Consider the following 21,239-nt stretch of genomic DNA (forward strand, 5'->3'; position numbering starts at 1 on the left):
TGCCCCACGTCGCGCGGTGCCACTCTCACGGTAAAGGCCCAGGTCGGGGGCATAGTCCCCTAGATGATCGATTCCAAGGGGTCAGTGATCGAAGGCGATCAGTGAGCGTAGGACGGGTTGTCGCGTGCGGTCGTTGTGCCAGATCGCGGCGGTCAGTGCGAGGATCCGCTGCATCACCCGGGCGATGACGCCGCGGGGTGTGCGGCCGCGGTGATGTTCGAGATCGAGCTGGCCCTTGAAGGTCTCGTTGATCGACTCGATGACCTGCCTCAACGGCTTGAACAAGGGTGCTCCAGGCCGCTCGGGCTCGCCCTTGTGGGCTGGCCGAAGCAGTTGGATGGCGTGCTCGGCCAGTTGATGTTCGACGTCGCGACCGAAGTAGTTCTTGTCGCCGATCAGCGTCTGCCCGGCCGGGCGGCGACGATGCCGGGTTCGGCCGCGAGCAGGTCGAGCAGGGTCTCGCGCTCGTCGGCCTTCGCTCCGGTCAGTGCGAAGGCGACGGGCAGTCCCTGCAGGGTACATACCAGGTGCAGACGCAGGCCCCAGAAGAAGCGGCTGTGGCTGGCGCAGTAGCCGTATTCGGCCCATCCGGCCAGGTCGGAGCGCTTGACGGTCTCGCGCGAGCGACCGCACTCGACGGGTGTGGAGTCCACGATCCACACGTCATCGCTCCACGCGGAAGTGTCGGTGGCAAGAAGCCTGGTGACCCGGCGGAGCAGCTCGGCGACCTTGCGCAGCCGCTTGTTGTAGCCGGGCTGCTGGGGCAGGTACGGGAAGAGATGCCGCAGGTGGCAGCGAGCATGGCGGAGCCACTTGGCCTCGGAGGTGAAGCCGAGCATGGCCTGCGTCATCGCGAGCGTGACCAGCTCGGCGTCGGTCAGCTGCGGCACGATCCCTACCGTGGGCCGCCATGGCGCGAGATGCGGCGACTCCTTCAGCAGGTCGTCGGTTTTCGCGCATAGAGCGCGGTCGCGAGGGAGTCCAAGTCGGGCGTCACCACCAGATCGTGGGCTCCCTCGCCCTGGTGTGCCGGGACGGACCGAGCGTTGTCAGTGGCGACAGATAGCGTGCGCGGACCAACTGGTGCGACGCGATGGGGGATGTACGGATGGAGTTCCGGATCGAGCGAGGCGCTCTCGCCGAGGCCGTGGCCTGGACGGCCAAGTCGTTGCCCGCACGTTCGCCTGTGCCTGTGCTGGGTGGCTTGATGCTGGACGCGGCGGAGGGACGGCTGCGTATCTCGGGCTTCGACTACGAGGCGTCCGCGACCATCGAGGTCCCGGCGCAGACGCTGACAGCCGGTCGGGTGCTCGTGCTCGGGCGCAGACTGCTGGATATCTGCCGGGTATTGCCCGATGCGATGGTGGCGTGCGCGCTGGAAGGAGCGCGCTTCACGATGGAAGGGGGCGGTACGCGCTTTGGGCTGTCGACCCTGCCCACGCAGGAGTATCCCGCCCTTCCCGAGCTTCCCGCCTTTCGCGGAACGTTGGATGCGGCAGAGTTCGCGGCGGCGGTCGCACAGGTCGCGATAGCCGCCGGCCGTGACGACTTCCTCCCGGTGCTCACGGGGATCCAGCTCCGGCTGGATGGCGAGTCCATGACGTTGGCCGCAACGGACCGATACCGGTATGCCGTGCGCACGGTGCCGTGGAAGCCGGAGGGGGCGGTTTCCGATGCGGCGGAGGTAGTGGTTCCCGGCCGCAGGCTGACCGAGATCTCCCGTTCGCTGACGAAGTCGGGGCTGCTCCGCATCGGGCTGACCGGTTCAGGCGGCTCGGGTGGTGGCTTGATCGCCTTCGAGGGAACCGGGATGCGTACGACACTGAGGTTGCTCGAAGGGCGGCTGCCGCGCTACGACAAGTTGTTCACACTCGACAGCCCGGCAGTCGCCGTCACGGAGCGGGAGGCGCTCGCCGACGCGGTCCGCCGTGTCGCGGTCGTCGCGGAGCCGAACAGCCCGATCCGGCTCGACTTCTCCGCCCAGGGAACCGTCCTCCTGCAAGCGGGGTACGAAGACGACATCGCTTCGCAGCAGCTCGCGGCCACGTTGGCCGACGCCGATGATCTGGCAGTCGCCTTCAACCCCGCGTACTTGCTGGAAGCCCTCAACTCCTTCAACACCTCCCAAGTGCGCTTTGAACTTCTGGGCCCCGGCCAGCGGGCACTACTCAGTGGCGTACCGGACGAGGATGACACGGCACGCGAAGACCACCGCCATCTACTCATATCGGTACGGCAACTGAGCTGACGAACAGCCGGAGCGACCCCTTGGAATAGATCATCTAAGGGCTGTCCCGTAAATGATCTTCGGGTCGCCTCGGGCATGGCTGATCACGGTGAAGCCCCTTGGCCTATCCGGCGAGAGCGAGGTTGTGCATCCGGGCGATGCCGAGCATCGCGTGGTGGACACCGTCTCCCTTGAGGCGGCAGCCGCGGAGGATCTTCCAGGTCTTCATGTGGGCGAAGACGTGCTCGACCCGGGCCCGGACCTGCTTGTGGGACCGGTTGTGCTCTTCTTTCCAGTCCGGCAGTTCGGTCTGGCCGCGCTCTCGGCGATGCGGGATGACAAGCCCGGTGCCCGGGTAGCCGCCGTCGGCGATCACGAGGGTCTTGCCGACGGAGGCCTTGGCGCCGGACTCCTCCCAGGCCCTGCAGTCGTTGCGGTTCCCGGCGAGCGGTTGACCGACTACGACGACGCGCCGGGTGTCGGCGTCGATGACGACCTGATGGTTGGTGGAGTACCGGTAGTTCTTCGACCGCTCGGCGATGGTGTGGTCCCGGGTGGGGACCAAGGTCCCATCCACGATGAGCACGGCGTCCTTGGCGAAACGCTGACGGGGCTGGAGCGCGAACATCGGCCCGAGGTGGTCGATGATCCGGTCCGCCACCGACTTGGATACCCCGAACAGCGGGGCGAGCTGTCGCATGGTCAGGTTCGTGCGCCAGTACGCGGCCACCAGCAGGGCCCGGTCCTCCAGTGGGAGGCTCCACGGTCGGCCCTTGCGGACCACATCCGCACCCTCACGTCGCAGCACGGTCACCAGCTTCCCGAAGGCGCGAGGGCTCAGCCCTGAGAACGGGGCTATCCAGGACGGCTCCGACGCCGTGATCACACCATTCACACCGTGATCGTTCCACCCAAGGGAGGCTGCGCGAGTCCTCTTCCGCCCCAGCGCCGGCGGCCATCGGACCTGTGCCTGCCGACGTGGCCGGTCCAGAATGCTGTCGTGGCCGGAGACGAGCAGAGCGGCATAGAACCGCGTTCATTCCTGACATACGTGACAGAGCTGGCCCAGCTGCTGGGCGTCGGAGACGTCAGTATGGAGCCGGAGGACCGGCATGCCCGCCACCTTGCCCATGCGGTGCGCAAGCCCCTGCTCGAACGTGCGAGTTTGCCCGACGAGTGGTTCGTCCCGCTGATGGCGGCAGCCGTATACGACCCGGATCCCAGCTTCTGCCGCTGGTTCGTCGAGCCGGCGGTCTACGCATTCGGACGCCGCCGTGTGATGGCGGCATTGGTCGACTACCTGCAGGTCGGCACGGATGCCGAGCGAGCCGGTGCCGTGCGGGCCTGGTACAGCGCCCATGTGCCGTTGCGTGCAGATCGGTCTCCGGCGTACGGACCCGGCGGGGTACGTGATCCCGCGCTGGACGAGTCACAGGACATCAAGGCCGCCTGGCTGGAGGCATCCCTGCGGGTGTTCGCCGAAGCCACCGACCTGCGGATGCGCCACCGTGTCCTGTTGGGCCTGCCTACCTCCCGCGCGGCATACCCGCCACACCTGCACGAACTACTTGAAAGCACACTCACATCCGCCGGGGTCCATCCCGACCCACACATCCGTCGCTGGGCCGCAGCAGCAGACCGCGAGGAAATCTGAGCCCGACTCTTACCCCTCCTGACAGTTACGGGACAGCCCTTAGGTGAGCGGCTGGAGAAGAAGGCGTGGACCTGGCGTCTGCAGGCCGGCCAGCTCCTGACCACCGCCGCGCCCTGGACCAGCCCCTGTTTCCCGACCAGTTACCGACACAACCTCTGGAAAGCCGCTTAGCGTGTGAGGGCGAACTGGTCGAGTTCGAGAGCGGCACGGTCAGGTCAAGGTCGGGTGGCGGCATTGTCGTGGGCCCACATTGCCTCGTGCAGGCGCGCGTAATCTGCTCGCAGAAGTTGGTCGATGCCTTCCAACCGGGCGTCCGTGTACGTCTGAGAGGAATCGGGCAGTGTTTTGCGCGCGTCGCACTCAAGGCCGTCCGCGATGGCCTTGAGGGTCTGGTCGATGTCGGAGGAATTCTTCACGTAGCCGAGCGCGGATGCGAGGGTGAGCAGGTTCAGTCCGGCGAGTGCTGCGGCGGCGTCCCCGTACCGTTGGTTTTGACCGTCGGAGGTCGCGATCGTGGTGTTCTGCTGTGCTCGGAACGCTTGGAGCAGCCGTGCCTGCACCTCCGTGTGGGACTCGCGGCCGATGCCCTTGAGCACCGCGGCCGTGGCTTGCAGCCCACGAATGAGTCAACTGTTTCGGACGAGTCTCCACCTGTTGTCGGAAGTGCCGTTATCCGAATCCTGGACGGCGAACGCGCCGACAGCGGTGGAATGGTTCTGAATGCCGAGCAGCTTGCCGCTGTTCCCGTTACGTATTTTGAATGTCCCGTCTCCCTGGTCGAGCAGTATCCATCGGTGGTCGGCGGTGCCGTTGTCCGACCACTGGAGGACATTCGCGTTGTCGGCCGTGGACATGTCCTGAACGCCGAGCACCTTGCCGCTGTGGGCATTGCGGAACCGGACCGCGTTTCCGTCGGTGATCATTTCCCAGTTGTGATCCGCGGTACCCGAGTCGTACCACTGCAGGGCACGGCCACCATCGGCCGTGGACATGTTCTGGACGCCCAGCACGAAGCCGCTGCCCACGTTGACGAGGCGGACGGTGGCGCCGGCCTGGCCGTCGGCACTCCAGTAGACGGTGTAGTTGTGGCCATGGGCGTCGTAGAACGGGCCCAGGTTGACGGTGGAGCCGTTGGCGGTGGCGGTGAAGGCGAGCGAGCTGCTGCCGGTCCGTGTGATGGAGGACGTGTTCAGCGACGGGAGGGAGCTGAGCGAGGTGTTGCCGTAGTTGCCGGACAGCACCACCGGGCCGTAAGTGACCGCGGCGACACCGGCGTTGTCGTTGGCCGCCCGCATGACGACCCGCATGGGCAGGCGGACGGTGACCGTGTCGCCGGACGTCCAGGAGCGGGTCAGGGTGGCGTAGCTGCCGGGCGTGGCGGTGATGTTCTGTGCCGTGCCGTTGACGCTGATGGTGGCCTGGGTCGTCCAGCTCGGGATGCGGACGCGCATGGACCAGGTCCCGCTGACGTTGCCGGTGACCTGCAGGGTCGTGGTGTCGCTGACGGGGTACGACGTGGTCTGGGTGACCGTGATGCCGCGCTGCGACCAGTTGAGCACCGAGGGCACGAACAGGTTGACGATCAGCGTGGTGTCGCTGGAGAAGTAGATGGAGTCCATCAGTCTGGTGTGCATCTCCAGGCCCGTGCCCTGGCAGCACCAGAAGCTGTTGTAGTCGGTGCTCCAGGTGCCACCGCCCCACGCGGGACCCACGCCGCGTCGGCCCCCCGGGTTGAGCGGGGTGAAGTAGGTGACGTGGCCGTGGGCGTCGGCCGGGTTCTGCTGCCCGATCATCTGGTTCAGCCACGCCCGCTCGTAGTAGTCGAACAGCGCGACCCGGTTCGGGTCCAGCGTGAACAACTCCCGGGTGAGCGTGAGCATGTTGTACGTGTTGCAGCTCTCGCACGTGTCCTGGTTCAGGTAGCCGGCGATCGCGTTCGGAGCGCGGAAGTGCTCCGCCTGGCTGTTGCCGCCGATGACATAGGTGTGCGCGTTGACGCAGATGTTCCAGGCGTTGGCGGCGATGTCCCGGTAGCGGGTGGTGCCGCTGGCCTTGAACTCCCGGGCGGCGCCGATCCACTTGGGCACCTGGGTGTTGGCGTGCAGCCCGCTCAGCTGGTCCTGGTTGGAGGCCAGCGGGTCGAACACCGAGGCGTGGTCGAACCGTTGCGCGGCGGTGAGCCACCGCGCGTCGCCGGTCTGCTGGTAGAGGTCGGTCAGCACCGCGTTCATGCCGCCGAACTCGGTGCCCAGCATGGCCTGCATCTGCTGGCCGCTCAGCCGCCCGGTGCGCCAGTCGACCCAGCCCGCCAGACTCAACAGCACGTCACGGGCCTGGGTGCTGCCCATGTGGCGCCACACGTCCAGCAGACCGGCCAGGGTCTTGTGGATGGTGTAGTACGGCACATTGCCGTTGGACAGGGTCCGCGCCTCAAGAGCGCTGAAGTCGGACTCGGGGAAGCCGGACAGGTACCCGCTGTTGAACCCTGCGGCGCCGTTGTTGGCCTGGCACTTGGCCAGTTCCGTCACCATGTGGGCGGCCTTGTCCCGGCACGTGGTGTCCCCTGTCACGGCATACAACTGCGCCCATGCGGTGAGGAAGTGCCCCTGCATGTGGGTGCGGAACGGGAACGTCGGCGCGTCCCAGCCGCCGTTGGAGGCGGCGCCGTTGGTGGACAGGCGGTGGTTTGCCCGGAAGTTGTACAGCAACCGGTCGACATCGACGAACCGCAGGTAGGTCTGTGTGCGGTTCTGGTTGTCCAGCCATCGACTCGCGGTCAACCGGACCTGACCGAGCGCGAAGGGGTACGCGGACACCCCGATCTCCGTCCGGGCCGGGGGGACGGCGGCTCGGGCGGGTGAGCTTGCGATGGTGGGTCCGGCGGCGGAGGCGACGGCCGCGGCCCCGGCGACCTGCAGTAATCGTCGCCGACTGACTGAGGAGGACATGCTGCGCCCTTTCCGTGATCAAGGAAAGTACATGCGTCCTTGTTGGCGATTGCCTCTTTACGCAACCGGCGCCTCATCCTTGCGCTACTTCACCATCAACACAATCCCTCGTTTTGGAACACGCAAACTTTCGAGGATCGCCACGTCCGATCACTGGGTGCACCGGATGCCGCCTGATGGATTTCGGACAGCGATCGGGAAGTTCAATTTCGTTGACTTTCGGAAGCGGAGCCCTGAGTGAGCGCCGGTGAACCGGTGTCCATGTCCCGTATCGCCGGCTCCCGCATGGAATTTCGTTGGTGTTTCGAGCCTTCCTTGCGTCCTGGCGCCTCAGCGCCGCGGGCAACGTTGACCGTAAGGCGTCGCATCCGGCGATTGACACCCCATGAGCCCCAACCTAATCTCCGTTCAGGTTGGTGAACATTGAACGAAATACCGAACAGCTGTCACGCGGGCCGGTGGGACGTCCCAGGCGACAGCTGCTCGCTTTCCGTCTCGGCACGCGGCCGACGAGCCGCCGTTCTCAGGCGCGCCGGCACCGAAACCCCCTGAAGTCCGGCGCACGCCACACACCTTCACCGACCGGACCGGACCAGCCCCCATCCACTCGCACCGTCCAACAGGGAGCTCCCCATGGCCATCAACAGACGCATGTTCCTGGGCGGCCTCGGCGCGGCCGGAGCCGTGGCCGCCGTCCATGCGTACGGTGCCCCCACGGCAACGGCGTCCTCGTCATCCCCGACAGCCGCGCCGACCCAGCGCTTCGCCATCGGGGTGAGGGAGTACGCCTGGAGCCGCGGCAGCCGTCGGCTGACCACCCGGATCTTCTACCCCGCCACCGGCACCCCGGGCGGCAGTCCCGTCGTCAACGCCCCCATCGCGGCCGGGGTGTTTCCCGTCTGCGAGTTCAGCCACGGCCTCGGCGGCAACCCGGAGAGCTACGCACCGCTGATCCGCCCCTTGGCCGAGGCCGGATTCGTCGTCCCCGCGCCCGTCTTCCCCACCACCTCCAGCGGCACCTCGGGCAACATCCAGGACGTCTACAACGGAAACCAGTCCATGGACGTCTCCCAGGTCATCACCAACACCCTCGCCCTCAACACCAAGGCCGGCGACCCGTTCGCCGGGCACCTCGACACCACCACCGGCGTCGGCGTCGCGGGGCACTCGCTGGGCGGCATGACCACCCACGGGCTGCTGACCGCCTGGCCGGACAGCCGGATAGCCGCGGCCGTCCCCTTCGCCTGTGTCGACATGGGCAACCCCAGCGCCACGGTCAAGGCCAAGGTCCTGTTCGTCCACGGCGATCAGGACGCCATCTGCCAGTACTCCTCCGCGCGTCAGGCCTACAGCGAACTGCCCGCGCCCAAGGCGTTCCTCACCCACCGCGGCACGGGCCACGACCAGTACATCTGGAGCGGCTACAACCACACCCAGACCGTCGCCACCTACGTGGACTGGATGCGCTGGAGTCTGTACGCAGACACCGCCGCCCGCGACCGCCTTCCCGCCGACGCCACCTCCAACACCACCACGACCACCTGGGAAGCCGTCCTCACCCCGCAGCCCACGGGAACGGTGGTCAGCCTTCGTGCCCGGGTCAACAACCAGTACGTGTGCGCCGAGAACGCCGGTGCCGACCCGCTCGTCGCCAACCGTGCCGCCGTCGGTGACTGGGAGCGGTTCGACCTGATCGACCTCGGTGGGGGCGCTGTTGCACTGCGTGCCCGGGTCAACGGCCGGTATGTGTGCGCCGAGAACGCCGGTGCCGGCGCGCTGATCGCCAACCGCACCGCGGTCGGCCTGTGGGAGACGTTCCAGCGGGTGAACAACGCCGACGGCACTGTCAGCCTGCGCGCACAGGCCAACAACCAGTACGTCAGTGCCGGGGCCAACCCGCTGATCGCCAACCGCACGGCCATCGGACCCTCCGAGTCGTTCGACCTCATCAACGGCTGATGCCCCGCGACGCCGCCGGCGACCTTGGTCCCTGCGACGCCACCGCGTGGGAAGCCGTCCTGGCCCGACGGCCGCGAGCGCTGTGCGAGCCACCCCGCCGCCTCGGTCCGCCGGCGTTCCGTCCAGACCGCTGAAGGAGACACCCGCCCATGTCCTGGCTCAACCACCCGCACAGCCGCAGAGGGGTGCTCGCCTCCGCGGCCGGCCTCGCCGCGGCACCTCTGGTCCCCGCCACGGCGGCCCGCGCCGCCACCGTGTCCACCGGCACGGCCGCGGGGTCCGTCGGGCCCGCCGCCACGCAGATCACCAACCCCGTCATCTGGCAGGACTTCGCGGACATCGACATCATCCGCGTCGGCGACACCTACTACTACTCCGCCTCCACCATGCACTACTCCCCGGGTGCGCCCATCCTGCGCTCCTACGACCTGGTCAACTGGGAGTTCGCCGGCCACTCCCTGCCCCGCCTGGACTTCGGCACCAAGTACGACCTCAACGGCGGGCGCGGCTACGTCCGCGGCGTCTGGGCGTCCTCCCTCGCCCACCGCCCCAGCAACAACACCTTCTACTGGCTGGGCCAGATCGACTTCGCCCAGACGTACATCTACACCGCCTCCACCGTCGAAGGGCCCTGGACCCGGCACACCACTCTGCCCACCTACTACGACGCCGGGCTCCTCGTCGACACCGACGACACCATGTACGTGGCCTACGGCAACACCCAGATCAGCGTCGCCCAGCTCTCCGCGGACGCGCGCACCCAGGTCCGCGCACAGCAGGTCTTCAGCACGCCGTCCAGCATCGGAACCCTGGAGGGCTCCCGCTTCTACAAGATCAACGGGAACTACTACATCTTCCTCACCCGCCCCGCCAACGGGCAGTACATCCTCAGGTCCACCTCCGGCCCCTTCGGCCCCTACGCGCTGCGGCAGCTCCTGCTCGACCTCCCCGGCCCCATCTCCGGCGGCGGTGTTCCCCACCAGGGCGGACTCGTACAGACCCAGAACGGCCAGTGGTACTACATGGCCTTCGTCGACGCCTACCCCGGCGGCCGCGTCCCCGTCCTGGCCCCCCTCACCTGGACCGCGGACGGCTGGCCCCAACTGCAACTCGTCAACGGCGCCTGGGGCACCACCTACCCCGCCCCCGACCTGCCCCCGCCGCCGCGCCAGGTTGAACCCCTCACCGGCGTCGACACCTTCGACGGCACCACCCTCAAACCGAAGTGGGAGTGGAACCACAACCCCGACACCACCAAGTACTCCGTCAACAACGGACTCACCCTGCAGACCGCCACCGTCACAGGCGACCTCTACTCCGCCCGCAACACCCTCACGCACCGGATCCAGGGCCCCACCTCCACCGCCACCATCACGCTCGACTACTCCGCGATGCGGGACGGCGACCGCACCGGACTCGCCCTCCTGCGCGACTCCTCCGCGTGGATCGGCATCAAACGCGACAACGGCACCACCAGAGTGGTGATGGTCAACAACATCACCATGGACAGCAACTGGAACACCACCAGCACAGGCACCGAAGTCGCAGGCACCGCCGTCTCCGGCGGCCGCATATGGCTACGCGCCACTGCCGACATCCGCCCGGGCGCCGGCCGACAGGCCCTCTTCTCCTACAGCACCGACGGCACCAACTACACCCGCCTCGGTACCGGCTTCACCCTCAAGAACGAGTGGCAGTTCTTCATGGGCTACCGTTTCGCCCTTTTCAACCACGCCACCCAGGCCCTGGGCGGCACCGTACGCATCGCACGCTTCGAACTCGCCACCGGGACGGCCACCAACCCGACGTCCGTGGTCAGCCTTCGTGCCCGGGCCAACAACCAGTACGTGTGCGCCGAGAACGCCGGTGCCGACCCGCTCGTCGCCAACCGTGCCGCCGTCGGTGACTGGGAGCGGTTCGACCTGATCGACCTCGGTGGGGGCGCTGTTGCACTGCGTGCCCGGGTCAACGGCCGGTATGTGTGCGCCGAGAACGCCGGTGCCGGCGCGCTGATCGCCAACCGCACCGCGGTCGGCCTGTGGGAGACGTTCCAGCGGGTGAACAACGCCGACGGCACTGTCAGCCTGCGCGCACAGGCCAACAACCAGTACGTCAGTGCCGGGGCCAACCCGCTGATCGCCAACCGCACGGCCATCGGACCCTCCGAGTCGTTCGACCTCATCAACGGCTGACCGGTCAACTCTCACGTACCGGCGCCCTTCACCGGCGTCCCGACCCAGGAGCACACCATGTCTCCTCACACGAATCGCAGGCATTTCCTGGCACTCTCCGCCGCGGGCGTGGCCGCCGGTGTCTCCGGCGCAGCGTCGGCCACGAGCGCGCACGCGGCCTCTCCTGCCGACGCCGACCGGCCCCTGGCCGTGGGCCCGTTACGCCTGTGGTACACGAGCGCGGCGAGCGAATGGCTCCGGGCGCTGCCGGTCGGCAACGGCAGGCTCGGCGCCATGGTCTTCGGCGGTGTGCAGAGCGAACAGCTTCAGCTCAACGAGGACACTGTCTGGGGCGGCGGCCCCTACGACCCGGCGAACTCACGCGGCCTGGCCAACCTGCCGGAGATCAGACGCCGGGTGTTCGCCGGCGACTGGTCCGGCGCCCAGTCGCTGATCGACAGCACCTTCATGGGTACGCCGCTGGGCCAGATGCCGTACCAGACGGTGGGCAACCTGCGGCTGACCTTCCCCTCCGGCGGGACGGTCACCGGCTACCACCGCGAACTCGACCTGGCCACCGCCGTCGCCCTCACCCGCTACACCCGCGACGGCGTCACCCATACCCGGGAGGTCTTCGCCAGCGCTCCGGACCAGGTGATCGTGGTCCGGCTGACCGCGAGTACCACCGGGCGCATCTCGTTCACGGCGACCTTCGACAGCCCTCAGTCCAGTTCCCGTAACTCGCCCGACCCGCAGACCGTCGCGCTGGACGGGTCCGGTGAGAGCGTGAGCGGGCTCACCGGCCGGATACGGTTCCGCGCGCTGGCGACCGTGCGCGCTACCGGCGGCTCGGTGAGCAGTTCGAACGGCACCCTGACCGTCAGCAACGCCGACGCGGTGACGTTGCTGATCTCGATCGGCACCAACTACAACTCCTACACGGACCTGACCGCCGACCAGAACGGCCGTGCCATCACCCCGCTGACCGCCGCGGCCACCCAGCCCTACGACCAGCTGCGGTCCCGCCACGTGGCCGACCATCAGCAGTACTTCGGCCGGACCAGTCTGGACCTGGGCACCACATCCGCCGCCGACCTGCCCACCGACCAGCGGGTCGCGGGCTTCGCGGCGGGCAACGACCCGCAACTGGTCACGCTCTTCTTCCAGTTCGGCCGGTACCTGCTGATCTCCTCCTCCCGGCCCGGCAGTCAGCCGGCCAACCTCCAAGGAATCTGGAATGACGCGCTCCGCCCGCCGTGGAGCTCGAAGTACACCGTCAACATCAACACCGAGATGAACTACTGGCCCGCCGGTCCGACCAACCTCGCCGAGATGACGGAACCGGTCCTACGGATGCTGGACGACCTGTCCGTCGCCGGGGCGCGCACCGCCCGGATCCAGTACGGCGCGGGCGGCTGGGTCACCCACCACAACACCGACGGATGGCGCGGCACCGCACCGGTCGACGGGGCGCTGTGGGGCATGTGGCAGACCGGTGGTGCCTGGATGGCACTGCACATCTGGGAGCACTACCGCTTCACCGGGGACCTGGACGCACTGCGCCGGCGCTACCCGGTCCTCAAGGGCGCCGCGCAGTTTTTCCTCGACACCCTCGTCCAGGACCCGGGCACGGGCCACATGGTCACCTGCCCGTCCAACTCCCCGGAGAACTCCCATCACTCGGGGGTCTCCGTCTGCGCCGGTCCCACCATGGACATGCAGATCCTGCGGGATCTCTTCCAGGCGGTCGCCGACGCCTCGACGCTGCTGGGCACCGACGCGGACTTCCGCAGCCGGGTGCTGACCTTGCGCGGCCGCCTGGCACCCACCAAGGTCGGCGCCCAGGGGCAGATCCAGGAGTGGCAGGCGGACTGGGACGCCGGCGCCCCCGAACAGAACCACCGGCACGTCTCGCACCTGTACGGCCTGCACCCCAGTAACCAGATCACGGTCCGTGGCACCCCGTCCCTGGCCCAGGCGGCCCGCACCACCCTGGAACGCCGCGGCGACGCCGGCACCGGCTGGTCCCTCGCATGGAAGATCAACTTCTGGGCCCGGCTGGAGGACGGCCGTCGCTCCTACAAGCTGCTGCGCGACCAACTGACACCGGACCGCACCGCTCCCAACCTGTTCTGTCTGCACCCCCCTTTCCAGATCGACGGCAACTTCGGCGCCACCGCGGGCATCGCCGAATGGCTGCTGCAGTCCCACGCCGGCGAAGTCCAGCTGCTGCCCGCGCTGCCCCCCGAACTTCCGGCCGGCCAGGTCACCGGTCTGGCGGCCAGAGGAGGCCACACCGTCGACATCACCTGGGCGGGCGGGGTGATCACCCAGGCCGGCCTGCGCCCCCGGCACACCGGCACCGTCCGCGTCCGCACCAGTGTCCCGGTGAACGTGTCGGCGGGCGGCGAAGCGGTGTCCGTGCAGCGGGTGGAGCCCACGGTGGTCTCCTTCGACGCGACAGCCGGAACCACGTACCGGCTGTCGCCGGCACCCGCCCCGGTGGTCAGTCTGCGTGCTCGGGCCAACAACCAGTACGTGAGCGCCGGAAGCACGGGTTCGTCCGCGCTGACCGCCAACCGCACGACGATCGGCGCCGGGGAGCGCTTCGACCTGATCGACCTCGGGAACGGCGCACTCGCGCTGCTGTCCCACGCCAACGGCCGCTACGTCTGCGCCGAGAACGCCGGAGCCGACCCACTCATCGCCAACCGCACCGCGATCGGCCTCTGGGAGACCTTCCAGCGCGTGAACAACTCCGACGGCACCGTCAGCCTGCGCGCCCGGGCCAACAACCAGTACGTCTGCGCGGAGAACGGGGGAGCCGCGCCCCTGACGGCCAACCGCACCGCAATCGGCGTCTGGGAGTCGTTCGACCTGATCACCGGATGACCGCCGGCACGCCGACCGTGCCCACGGCCGACGTCCGGTTCAGCGCCCGTGAATGACGTCACCAGACGACGTACCCGCCCGGCGCACCGCCAGGAGCGCCGCGCGGATGTCCGCCGTCGCTCGCGGATCGGACAGGGAGCGGCCCGTCAGTTCCTCGACGCGGCGCAGCCGGTAGCGGACGGTGTTGGGGTGGACGAAGAGGGTGCGCGCCGCGTCCGGGGCGGAGCCCGCGGCGTCGTACCAGTGCTCCACGGTCTCCAGAAGGCGGGCACGCTCCGCGGCCGGAAGGTCGAGCAGGGGCCGCAGGACCACCTCCACGAGGTGCGCTGCCTCGGCCGGGGCCGCGGCGACGACCATCGCCAGCGGATTGTCGTCGAACCGGGCGACGCCGGGGCCGGTGCCCGGGAGGCCGGCCAGGGCCAGCCGGGCGAAGCGCAGGGCCTGGGGGGTGTCCCGCAGCGAGTGAAAGCACGGGCTGATGCCCACACGGGCGCCCGCCCGGCGCAGGATGCGCAGGCAGGCGCTCTCCACCGCCTTCGTGGGTACGGCGGCCAGACCGATCTGCTGGTCGGGCAGCAGCCGCCAGGCGAAGTGGACCTGGGCCTGCCGCAGCGCCGCTTCCGTCCCCGCCAGCGGCTCCTCGCCGGGAGCGTCGGCCGCCGCCGCGGCGACCAGGTAGGGCCCGCGGTCGGGCAGGCCCAGCTCGCGGCTGGCCTCCCACAGCGTGCGGTCGGCGATGACGCCGGTGAACAGTGCCTCCACCAGTGCCGAACGGCGCGCCTGACGCCGCGAGGTCAGTTCGGCGGTGGTCTCCCGGTAGGTCGCCGCCACCGCCTCCGCGTATGCGCCGAACAGGGCCCAGATCTCCGCGGACTGGGACACCAGTTGGGCGTCGTCGACCTCGGGACGGTTGCGTGCCTCGGCGAGGATCTCCGTCCATACGAGCTCGAAGCCGATCCGGTACGCATGCAGGGTGTCCGCCAGCGGCACGCCCTGCTCGGCGCGGAGGCGGCCGGTCTCCCGGGCCGGGCTCAGGTCCCGGGCGTCCGCGCGGCCGAGCTGGTGCAGCAGCATGTCCGCGTTGGCGGTGCACGAGCGGCGCAGCGAGTCGAAGGGGATCAGCGACTCGTCCTGGTAGGCGTCGACGTCCGAGCGGATGCGCTGCGCCATCACCTCGCCCAGTTCCGGCAGCCTCGCCGTAAGCGCCGCGACCACGCCTGAGATGTTCATTCCCGCAGCGTAACGCCCATGTTTTGGCCTCGGAAACAATCCGCGGGGGCAGATGCTGTCAGAGCGCACATAGGCCGTCGCCACGGACATCTGCACGATGTCGTCAGCGTGAACAGCGGATTTCGACGGTGACATTCGTGGAGGCGGTCATGGCCAATCTGGCTGAGTTCCTGGTGGAGACGGCCCGGCGGCAGCCGGAACGCCCCGCACTGCGGCTGGGGGGCCATGTCATCAGCTACGCGGAGCTCGACGAGCGCAGCGCCCGCGCCGCCGCGCTGCTGCGGGCCGAGGGCGTACGACCGGGGGACCGGGTCGCCCTGATGCTGCCCAACGTTCCCGAGTTCGTCGTCCTGTACTACGGCGTGCTGCGCGCCGGGGCGGTCGTCGTGCCGATGAACCCGCTGCTGAAGACGCGGGAGGCCGAGTACCACCTGCGGGACTCGGGCGCCGGGCTGCTCTTCGAGTGGCATCAGGCGCCGGGCGAGGGCGCACAGGGCGCGGCCGCCGCCGGCGTGCGGCACGTGGCCGTCGAGCCCGCCGCCTTCGCGAGCCTGCTCGCCGGTCACGAGCCGCTGGCGGAGGTGTGCGAGCCGGACGGCGAGGACGTGGCCGTACTGCTGTACACCTCGGGCACCACCGGCCGCCCCAAGGGCGCCACGCTCACTCACACCGGACTGCGGCACAACACCGACGTCAACACCGTTCATGTGCAACAGGTGACGGCGGACGACGTGATCGTGGGCTGTCTGCCGCTGTTCCACATCTTCGGCCAGATCTGCACGATGAGCGTGACCGTCCGCGCCGGCGCCTCGCTCACCCTGATCCCTCGCTTCGACCCGCAGACCGTGCTCGACGCCATAGCCCGCGACCGGGCGACGATCTTCGAAGGCGTGCCGACCATGTACGCGGCGCTGCTCCAGCACCCGTCGGACGCCGACGTCTCCACGCTGCGGATGTGCGTCTCCGGCGGAGCCTCGCTGCCGGTGGAGATCCTGCACGGCTTCGAGCGGCGCTTCGGCTGCATCGTGCTGGAGGGCTTCGGCATGTCCGAGACCAGCCCGGTCGTCACCTTCAACCACCCCGACCGGCCGCGCAAGGCCGGGTCCATCGGCACCCCGATCAAGGACGTGGAGGTGCGGCTCCTCGACGACAAGGGCCAGGACGTGGCTCCCGGCGAGATCGGCGAACTGGCCGTCCGCGGGCCGAACGTGATGAAGGGCTACTGGAACCGCCCCGAGGAGACGGCGGTCACCATCCCGGACGGCTGGCTGCGCAGCGGCGACCTCGCGCGCCAGGACGAGGACGGCTATCTGTACATCGTCGACCGCAAGAAGGACATGATCATCCGCGGCGGCTACAACGTCTACCCGCGAGAGATCGAGGAAGTGCTCCACGAGCACCCGGCCGTCGCGCTGGCCGCCGTGGTGGGCGTGGCCGACGCGCACCTGGGCGAGGAGATCGCGGCCGCGGTCGTGCTGCGCCCGAAGGCGCAGGCCACGATCGACGAGCTGCGGGAGTTCGTCAAGGAGCGCGTGGCGGCGTACAAGTACCCGCGCCAGGTGTGGCTCGTCGACGCCCTGCCGACCGGCCCCAGCGGCAAGATCCTCAAGAGGGAGATCAGCGCGCCGGCCGGCTAGAAGCCGAACACCTGCGTCCAGGTCCAGTCGTCCTCGACCAGGCCCAGGCCCATGGTGGTCAGGGAGCAGTTGAGAATGTTGTCCCGGTGGCCCTGGGAGTTCATCCACGACTCCATCACGGCCTCCGGGGTGCTCTGCCCCCGGGCGATGTTCTCGGCTCCGGGTGACGGGTGTCCCTGGGCGGTGGCCCGGTCGACGAAGGTGCGGCCGTCCAAACTGGTGTGGTCGAAGTACTGGTTCTGGGACATGTCCTCGCTGTGCAGTTGAGCGGCACGAGCGAGGCGGTCGTCGAGCTTCACGGGCTCGCAACCGGCCTTCTCCCGCTCTGCGTTGACGAGAGCAAGGACCTGCGCGGCCGCAGTGTCCGCGGGGGTGGCGGCGAGGGTTGCGGGCGGGCGGGGCGCGGGCGTCGTCGGCTCGGGCTTCGTGCGCGACGGTGTCGGCGTGGGCTTCGGGGACGTGGCGCTGGGTTTGGGGGAGGGGGAGTTGCTGGGGGACGGGGAGGGCGATGACGTCGAGGGGGCGGGCGAAGCGGAGGAGGCCGTCCGGGGCAGCGTCTCGGACAGCGTGTCGGCGGCGGAGCGGACCGTGTCGCCCTCCCCGTCCGGCTGCACACTCAAGGTCGCGACGGTGCCTCCGGTGATCAGGACGGCCACCGCGGCGGCGACGCCGGTGATGCGGCGTCGCTGCGGTATTCGCCGCGGCTGACGGTGGCCGTGCCGACCCCGGGAGCGTGCGGCGCGCACCGGCGCGAGTACGGCCGTGGGGTCCCCGGTTCCGGAAGCCGTGCCGGACTCCGGGTGGGCGAGCGCGGAGTCGTGGTCCGTCGTGGCAGCGGAATGACCGTGGTCCCCATACTCGGGCATTCCGAAGGCCGCGGTTTCGGCGCCCTGGAAGGCGGTCAGCCCGGCGAGGCTGGTCAGCGCGGCAGCCACGGGCACCAGCCCCAGCCCCACCAGCAGCCCCTCGGCCGGGACGAGTTCGGCACGGTGGCCCGAGCACTGCACACACTCCCGTGCGTGGCGGGCGATGCGCTTGCGCCACAGCGGCGACGGGCGGCCGTCCCACACCCCGATCACCTGGCCGAGGTGCGCGCACAACGGCGTCGCGGACAGCGCACGCACCACCAGTCGGGCGGTCTCCAGCTGAGCCTTCATCCGCTGCACCCGCACGGCCGTGTGCTGCTGCGGCAGCTCCAGCGCCGCGGCCACCTCCGCCCGGCTCAGCTCACCCACGGCCTCCAGCCACCACAGCGACAGCAGCACCCGGTCGTCGCCGTCCAGCCAGCGAGTGGCCTGCGCCACCTCGCGCCGCTGGCCCTCCAGACCGAGGCGCACGATCGTCAGGTCCACGAAATCCGCACCCGGGTCGGCCACGTCGTAGGCGTCCTGCAGGTCCTGCCCGGCCGGGGCCACCTGCTGCCGGTACTGGTGTGTGCGGATCTGGTTCATCGTGATGGCCACCAGCCAGGACCGGAAACTGCCCGGGTGATGCAGCGAGCCGAGAGCGCGCAGCGCGCGCAGCATGGTCTCCTGCACGACGTCATCGACGTCGGCATGCCCGTTCAGCGCCCGCCCCACGATGTTGTACACCAGCGGCAGATACGCGCCGACCAGCTCGTCCTGCGCCCACAGCGCACCACGCTGCGCCGCCTCGACCACGGCGTACTCGTGCTCTCCCATTGCTGCCATGCCTGACCACATCCCCTTCCGGTTCGCGCATTCTTTCGCCCGGTACAAGGGGAGACCTCCGGCCGGGGGTGCCATAACAGAAAACGGCCGGCTCGTTCGTCGTCCACGAGCCCGGACACGGCAGAGAGCCGAACGGCCCTTGCGGCGGGACCTTCGGGAACCTGGCGCGGTCCCTGCCGCCGGATGACCATGAAGGGGGGAGGGGGGCCGACAGGAGGAGAACGCGATGAACCACACCACGGAATGGAAGCTTCGCCTCTACCTCTTCGAGGAGGAGGGAACGACGAAGGCGCGGGTGGTCGTGGACACCGGGAGCACATCGTTGACCGGTCATGGAACGGCGCACCGCAATCCCGCCGACCAGGATGTGCCGGAGATCGGCGACGAGCTGGCGGCAGGCAGGGCCCTGCACGACCTGGGTGGGCAGCTGGTGGCGGCCGCCGCTCATGACATCGAGGGCATGGAGGCGTCCGTGCCCGGACCGGGGCCCGGGCCGGTAGTCGGCTGGGCCATCTGACGCGTCCGGCGGCCGCAGGACCGCGGTGGCAGGAACAGTGTGAGGAAGCGGGTGGTGATCATGCGGGCCCAACTCGGTGATCGGCTCGTTGTCGAAAGCCCGACCACGGGTGCCACCAGGCGCGACGGCGAGATCGTCGGACTGCGCCACGAGGACGGCACCCCTCCCTACGAGGTGCGCTGGTCCGACACGCACGAGGTGACGCTCGTGTTCCCCGGCCCCGACGCGCACATCCGTCATGTGGAACACCGGAAGGGGGTCCCACAGGCCGGTTGAGCCGCTCGGTTCGGCGGTCGACAACCAGAGCGAAGCGAAGCGCCGCGGCCCCTCGAACGAGGCCGCGGCGGCTTCATGTCCGGGGGCGGTTCCGGCCATTTTGAGAACGACAACTCGCATGGGCCCAGGCGGACTTGCTCCGTGCGGCGGGAGAGCGGGACACTACTAACGCAAGTGTGACTGCGTTAGCGAGAGGGTGAGGTTCATGCTTCTCCCCGAAGGTTTCTGGATGTCGTTCACGCTCGTCGTGCTGGTCGGCATGGCGGCCACGGCGGTCGCGGCGGTGCTGATCTCGGTACGCGCGTCCGGGCGCACCACGGCGCACCGGCCCGGGCCTGCCCGGCCGATGAGCGCACAGCCCGACGCTCCGGTGCGGTCCCTGCGCGCAGAGCACCGCGCGCACGCTCACAAGCCGCAGCGGCGAGCGAGCTGATCCGCCTCCGCCGGGGGTCGGACAGCCGACGCCTGCGTTACGTTGGCACGATGCCGGCCCCACCTCAGCCACGCGTGCGCAGACCCGGCGGCCGCAGTGCCCGGGTGCGCGCCTCGGTGCTGGCCGCGACGGTGGACGTGCTGCTCGACGGCGGCCTGGACGCGTTGTCGATCGGTGAGGTCGCCCGGCGCGCGGGCGTGCACGAGACGTCGATCTACCGGCGCTGGGGGACCAGGGCCAACCTGGCCCTCGACGCCGTACTCGACCGGACGGACGCGGAACTGCCGGTCCCGGACACCGGAGCCCTGCCGGCAGATCTGGGCGCGTTGCTGCGCCACACAGCGGCGTTCGCCCGCACGCCGCTCGGCGAGCTGCTGCTGCGGATGGCCGTGCGCGAGGACATGGCCGAGTACGAAGGGGCCCGCGAGCGGTTCTGGAACCACCGCTTCGCCGCCGGAGCCGAGGTCCTCGACCGTGCCGAACGGCGAGGCGAACTGCGCCCCGGCGTCGACCGCAGACTCGCCCTCGAAGCCCTGCTGGGCCCCGTCCACATGCGCCTCCTGCTCACCCGCGAGCCCCTCGACGATGCCTTTCTGGACGGGGTCGTCGACCTGGTCCTCGCGGGTGTCGGCGCCCATGGGCGCTGAGCGGTCGGCCGCGTGACCCTGCCCCGGCGTCACTCGCGCGAGGTGGCGATGCTGAGCGCGTTCGCCACCACGATCGCCCCGATGCCGGACCACTCCGCCCAGCCGAGGCCCTGGCCGAGGACGACGAGACCGACGAGCGCGGCGAGGACGGGGTTGACGCTCATGAAGAGGCCGAAGGCGCGCGCCGGTACATGGCGCAGGGTGAACAGGTCCGCCAGGTAGGGGACGGCCGAGGAGAGGACCCCGGCGGCGACGGCGCACGCGACAGCCGGGAGGGTCGGCGGCTGCCGTACGACGAGGACGACGCCGACCGGCAGGAACAGCAGGGCGGACAGCGCCGCCGCGGCCCCCGAGCCCTGCGCGCCGGGGATGCGCCGCCCGACGGTCCGGTTGAGCAGGATGTACGACGCCCAGCAGGCGGCGGCCACCAGGCCCAGCGCCATGCCGACGTAGTCGGCGGAGGGCTGCGGCCGCATCAGTACGACGACACCGGCCGCGGCGAGCACCGAGCACAGGGCGTCCACCCGCCGCCGCGAGGTGGCCAGGGCGATGGCCAGCGGGCCCAGGAACTCCAGGGTCACCGCCAGGCCCAGGCCGACACGGTCGACGGCGGTGTACAGCGAGAGGTTCATCGTGCCGAACACGACGGCCAGCAGCACGACCGTCCGCCACTGGTGCCGGGTGAAACTGCGCAGCTGCGGTCGGCCGACGGCGAGCAGCACCACGGCGGCGACGTACTGGCGTACCGCCACGACGCCGATCGGGCCGAGCACGGGGAAGGCGAGCGAGCCGATCGCGGCGCCGGTCTGGTTGGCCAGGCCGCTGCCGACCATGGTGGCCACGCCCGCGAAGCCGGTGCGGGCGGACCGGGGCCGGGGGAGGGGGACTTGAGGGGTGCGGGCGGGTGCGGTTCGGACGCGCATGCAGGGATCGTGCCGCCGTGGCCCGGATACGCAA

14 protein-coding genes and 3 pseudogenes are annotated in these 21,239 nt (G+C 69.5%); 10 read left to right on the forward strand and 7 right to left on the reverse strand.

Translation table 11 applies throughout. The features are described from left to right. Window positions 1-81: 81 nt before the first annotated feature. Window positions 82-997: pseudogene (locus AB0Q90_RS12990) on the reverse strand (IS982 family transposase). 111 nt (window positions 998-1,108) lie between these two features. Here AB0Q90_RS12990 and dnaN point away from each other — a divergent pair. Continuing rightward, window positions 1,109-2,248, forward strand: a complete 1,140-nt coding sequence (gene dnaN / locus AB0Q90_RS12995; protein ID WP_363164259.1) for a DNA polymerase III subunit beta — start codon at window positions 1,109-1,111, stop codon at window positions 2,246-2,248. Window positions 2,249-2,351: 103 nt separating this feature from the next. Here the strand turns inward: dnaN and AB0Q90_RS13000 are convergent, their stop codons facing one another. Continuing rightward, on the reverse strand, window positions 2,352-3,122 hold the full coding sequence (locus AB0Q90_RS13000) for a transposase (RefSeq protein WP_363164260.1): 771 nt from the start codon (window positions 3,120-3,122) through the stop codon (window positions 2,352-2,354). A gap of 105 nt (window positions 3,123-3,227) precedes the next feature. Between AB0Q90_RS13000 and AB0Q90_RS13005 the strand changes: the two genes are divergently transcribed. After that, window positions 3,228-3,881 (forward strand): hypothetical protein, encoded by a 654-nt coding sequence (locus AB0Q90_RS13005; RefSeq protein ID WP_363164261.1) that lies wholly within the window; start codon window positions 3,228-3,230, stop codon window positions 3,879-3,881. A gap of 215 nt (window positions 3,882-4,096) precedes the next feature. On the opposite strand, the gene AB0Q90_RS13010 is transcribed toward AB0Q90_RS13005, so the two are convergent. Further along, window positions 4,097-4,477 carry a hypothetical protein gene (locus AB0Q90_RS13010; protein ID WP_363164262.1) on the reverse strand — a complete coding sequence of 127 codons (381 nt, stop codon included), beginning with the start codon at window positions 4,475-4,477 and terminating at the stop codon, window positions 4,097-4,099. Window positions 4,478-4,507: 30 nt separating this feature from the next. Beyond that, window positions 4,508-6,829 (reverse strand): beta-L-arabinofuranosidase domain-containing protein, encoded by a 2,322-nt coding sequence (locus tag AB0Q90_RS13015; protein WP_363164263.1) that lies wholly within the window; start codon window positions 6,827-6,829, stop codon window positions 4,508-4,510. Between the two features lie 633 nt (window positions 6,830-7,462). On the opposite strand from AB0Q90_RS13015, the gene AB0Q90_RS13020 reads away from it, so the two are divergent. The 3 genes and pseudogenes from AB0Q90_RS13020 to AB0Q90_RS13030 all read left to right on the forward strand — a co-directional run bounded on the left by AB0Q90_RS13020 (window position 7,463) and on the right by AB0Q90_RS13030 (window position 13,851). Beyond that, window positions 7,463-8,788, forward strand: coding sequence for an alpha/beta hydrolase (locus AB0Q90_RS13020; protein ID WP_363164264.1), 1,326 nt, complete (start codon window positions 7,463-7,465; stop codon window positions 8,786-8,788). A gap of 149 nt (window positions 8,789-8,937) precedes the next feature. Then, window positions 8,938-10,575 (forward strand): annotated as a pseudogene (locus AB0Q90_RS13025) (glycoside hydrolase 43 family protein); the annotation flags it as partial. Between the two features lie 462 nt (window positions 10,576-11,037). Then, a complete protein-coding gene (locus tag AB0Q90_RS13030) occupies window positions 11,038-13,851 on the forward strand; it encodes a glycoside hydrolase N-terminal domain-containing protein (RefSeq protein WP_363164265.1) in 2,814 nt (937 codons plus the stop codon). A 39-nt stretch (window positions 13,852-13,890) separates the two neighbouring features. On the opposite strand, the gene AB0Q90_RS13035 is transcribed toward AB0Q90_RS13030, so the two are convergent. Continuing rightward, on the reverse strand, window positions 13,891-15,081 hold the full coding sequence (locus AB0Q90_RS13035; RefSeq protein WP_363164266.1) for a helix-turn-helix domain-containing protein: 1,191 nt from the start codon (window positions 15,079-15,081) through the stop codon (window positions 13,891-13,893). Window positions 15,082-15,230: 149 nt separating this feature from the next. Here AB0Q90_RS13035 and AB0Q90_RS13040 point away from each other — a divergent pair, with 149 nt between their 5' ends. Then, window positions 15,231-16,718, forward strand: coding sequence for a long-chain fatty acid--CoA ligase (locus tag AB0Q90_RS13040; RefSeq protein ID WP_363164267.1), 1,488 nt, complete (start codon window positions 15,231-15,233; stop codon window positions 16,716-16,718). On the opposite strand, the gene AB0Q90_RS13045 is transcribed toward AB0Q90_RS13040, so the two are convergent. After that, entirely contained in the window at window positions 16,715-18,409 is a 1,695-nt protein-coding gene (locus AB0Q90_RS13045; protein ID WP_363164268.1) for a sigma-70 family RNA polymerase sigma factor, read from the reverse strand. The genes AB0Q90_RS13040 and AB0Q90_RS13045 overlap by 4 nt on opposite strands. A gap of 226 nt (window positions 18,410-18,635) precedes the next feature. On the opposite strand from AB0Q90_RS13045, the gene AB0Q90_RS13050 reads away from it, so the two are divergent. The 4 genes and pseudogenes from AB0Q90_RS13050 to AB0Q90_RS13065 all read left to right on the forward strand — a co-directional run bounded on the left by AB0Q90_RS13050 (window position 18,636) and on the right by AB0Q90_RS13065 (window position 20,282). Next, a complete protein-coding gene (locus tag AB0Q90_RS13050) occupies window positions 18,636-18,926 on the forward strand; it encodes a DUF1876 domain-containing protein (protein ID WP_363164269.1) in 291 nt (96 codons plus the stop codon). A gap of 60 nt (window positions 18,927-18,986) precedes the next feature. Beyond that, window positions 18,987-19,172 (forward strand): annotated as a pseudogene (locus tag AB0Q90_RS13055) (DUF1918 domain-containing protein); the annotation flags it as partial. A gap of 235 nt (window positions 19,173-19,407) precedes the next feature. Then, window positions 19,408-19,635, forward strand: coding sequence for a hypothetical protein (locus AB0Q90_RS13060; RefSeq protein ID WP_363164270.1), 228 nt, complete (start codon window positions 19,408-19,410; stop codon window positions 19,633-19,635). A gap of 50 nt (window positions 19,636-19,685) precedes the next feature. Continuing rightward, complete coding sequence (locus tag AB0Q90_RS13065; protein WP_363164271.1) at window positions 19,686-20,282, forward strand: TetR/AcrR family transcriptional regulator; 597 nt, start codon at window positions 19,686-19,688, stop codon at window positions 20,280-20,282. A gap of 29 nt (window positions 20,283-20,311) precedes the next feature. On the opposite strand, the gene AB0Q90_RS13070 is transcribed toward AB0Q90_RS13065, so the two are convergent. Continuing rightward, complete coding sequence (locus tag AB0Q90_RS13070) at window positions 20,312-21,205, reverse strand: EamA family transporter (RefSeq protein WP_363164272.1); 894 nt, start codon at window positions 21,203-21,205, stop codon at window positions 20,312-20,314. Window positions 21,206-21,239: the final 34 nt, after the last annotated feature.

It is taken from the genome of Streptomyces sp. NPDC079141, assembly GCF_040686775.1.
In the GTDB taxonomy this organism is placed as follows: Bacteria; Actinomycetota; Actinomycetes; order Streptomycetales; family Streptomycetaceae; genus Streptomyces.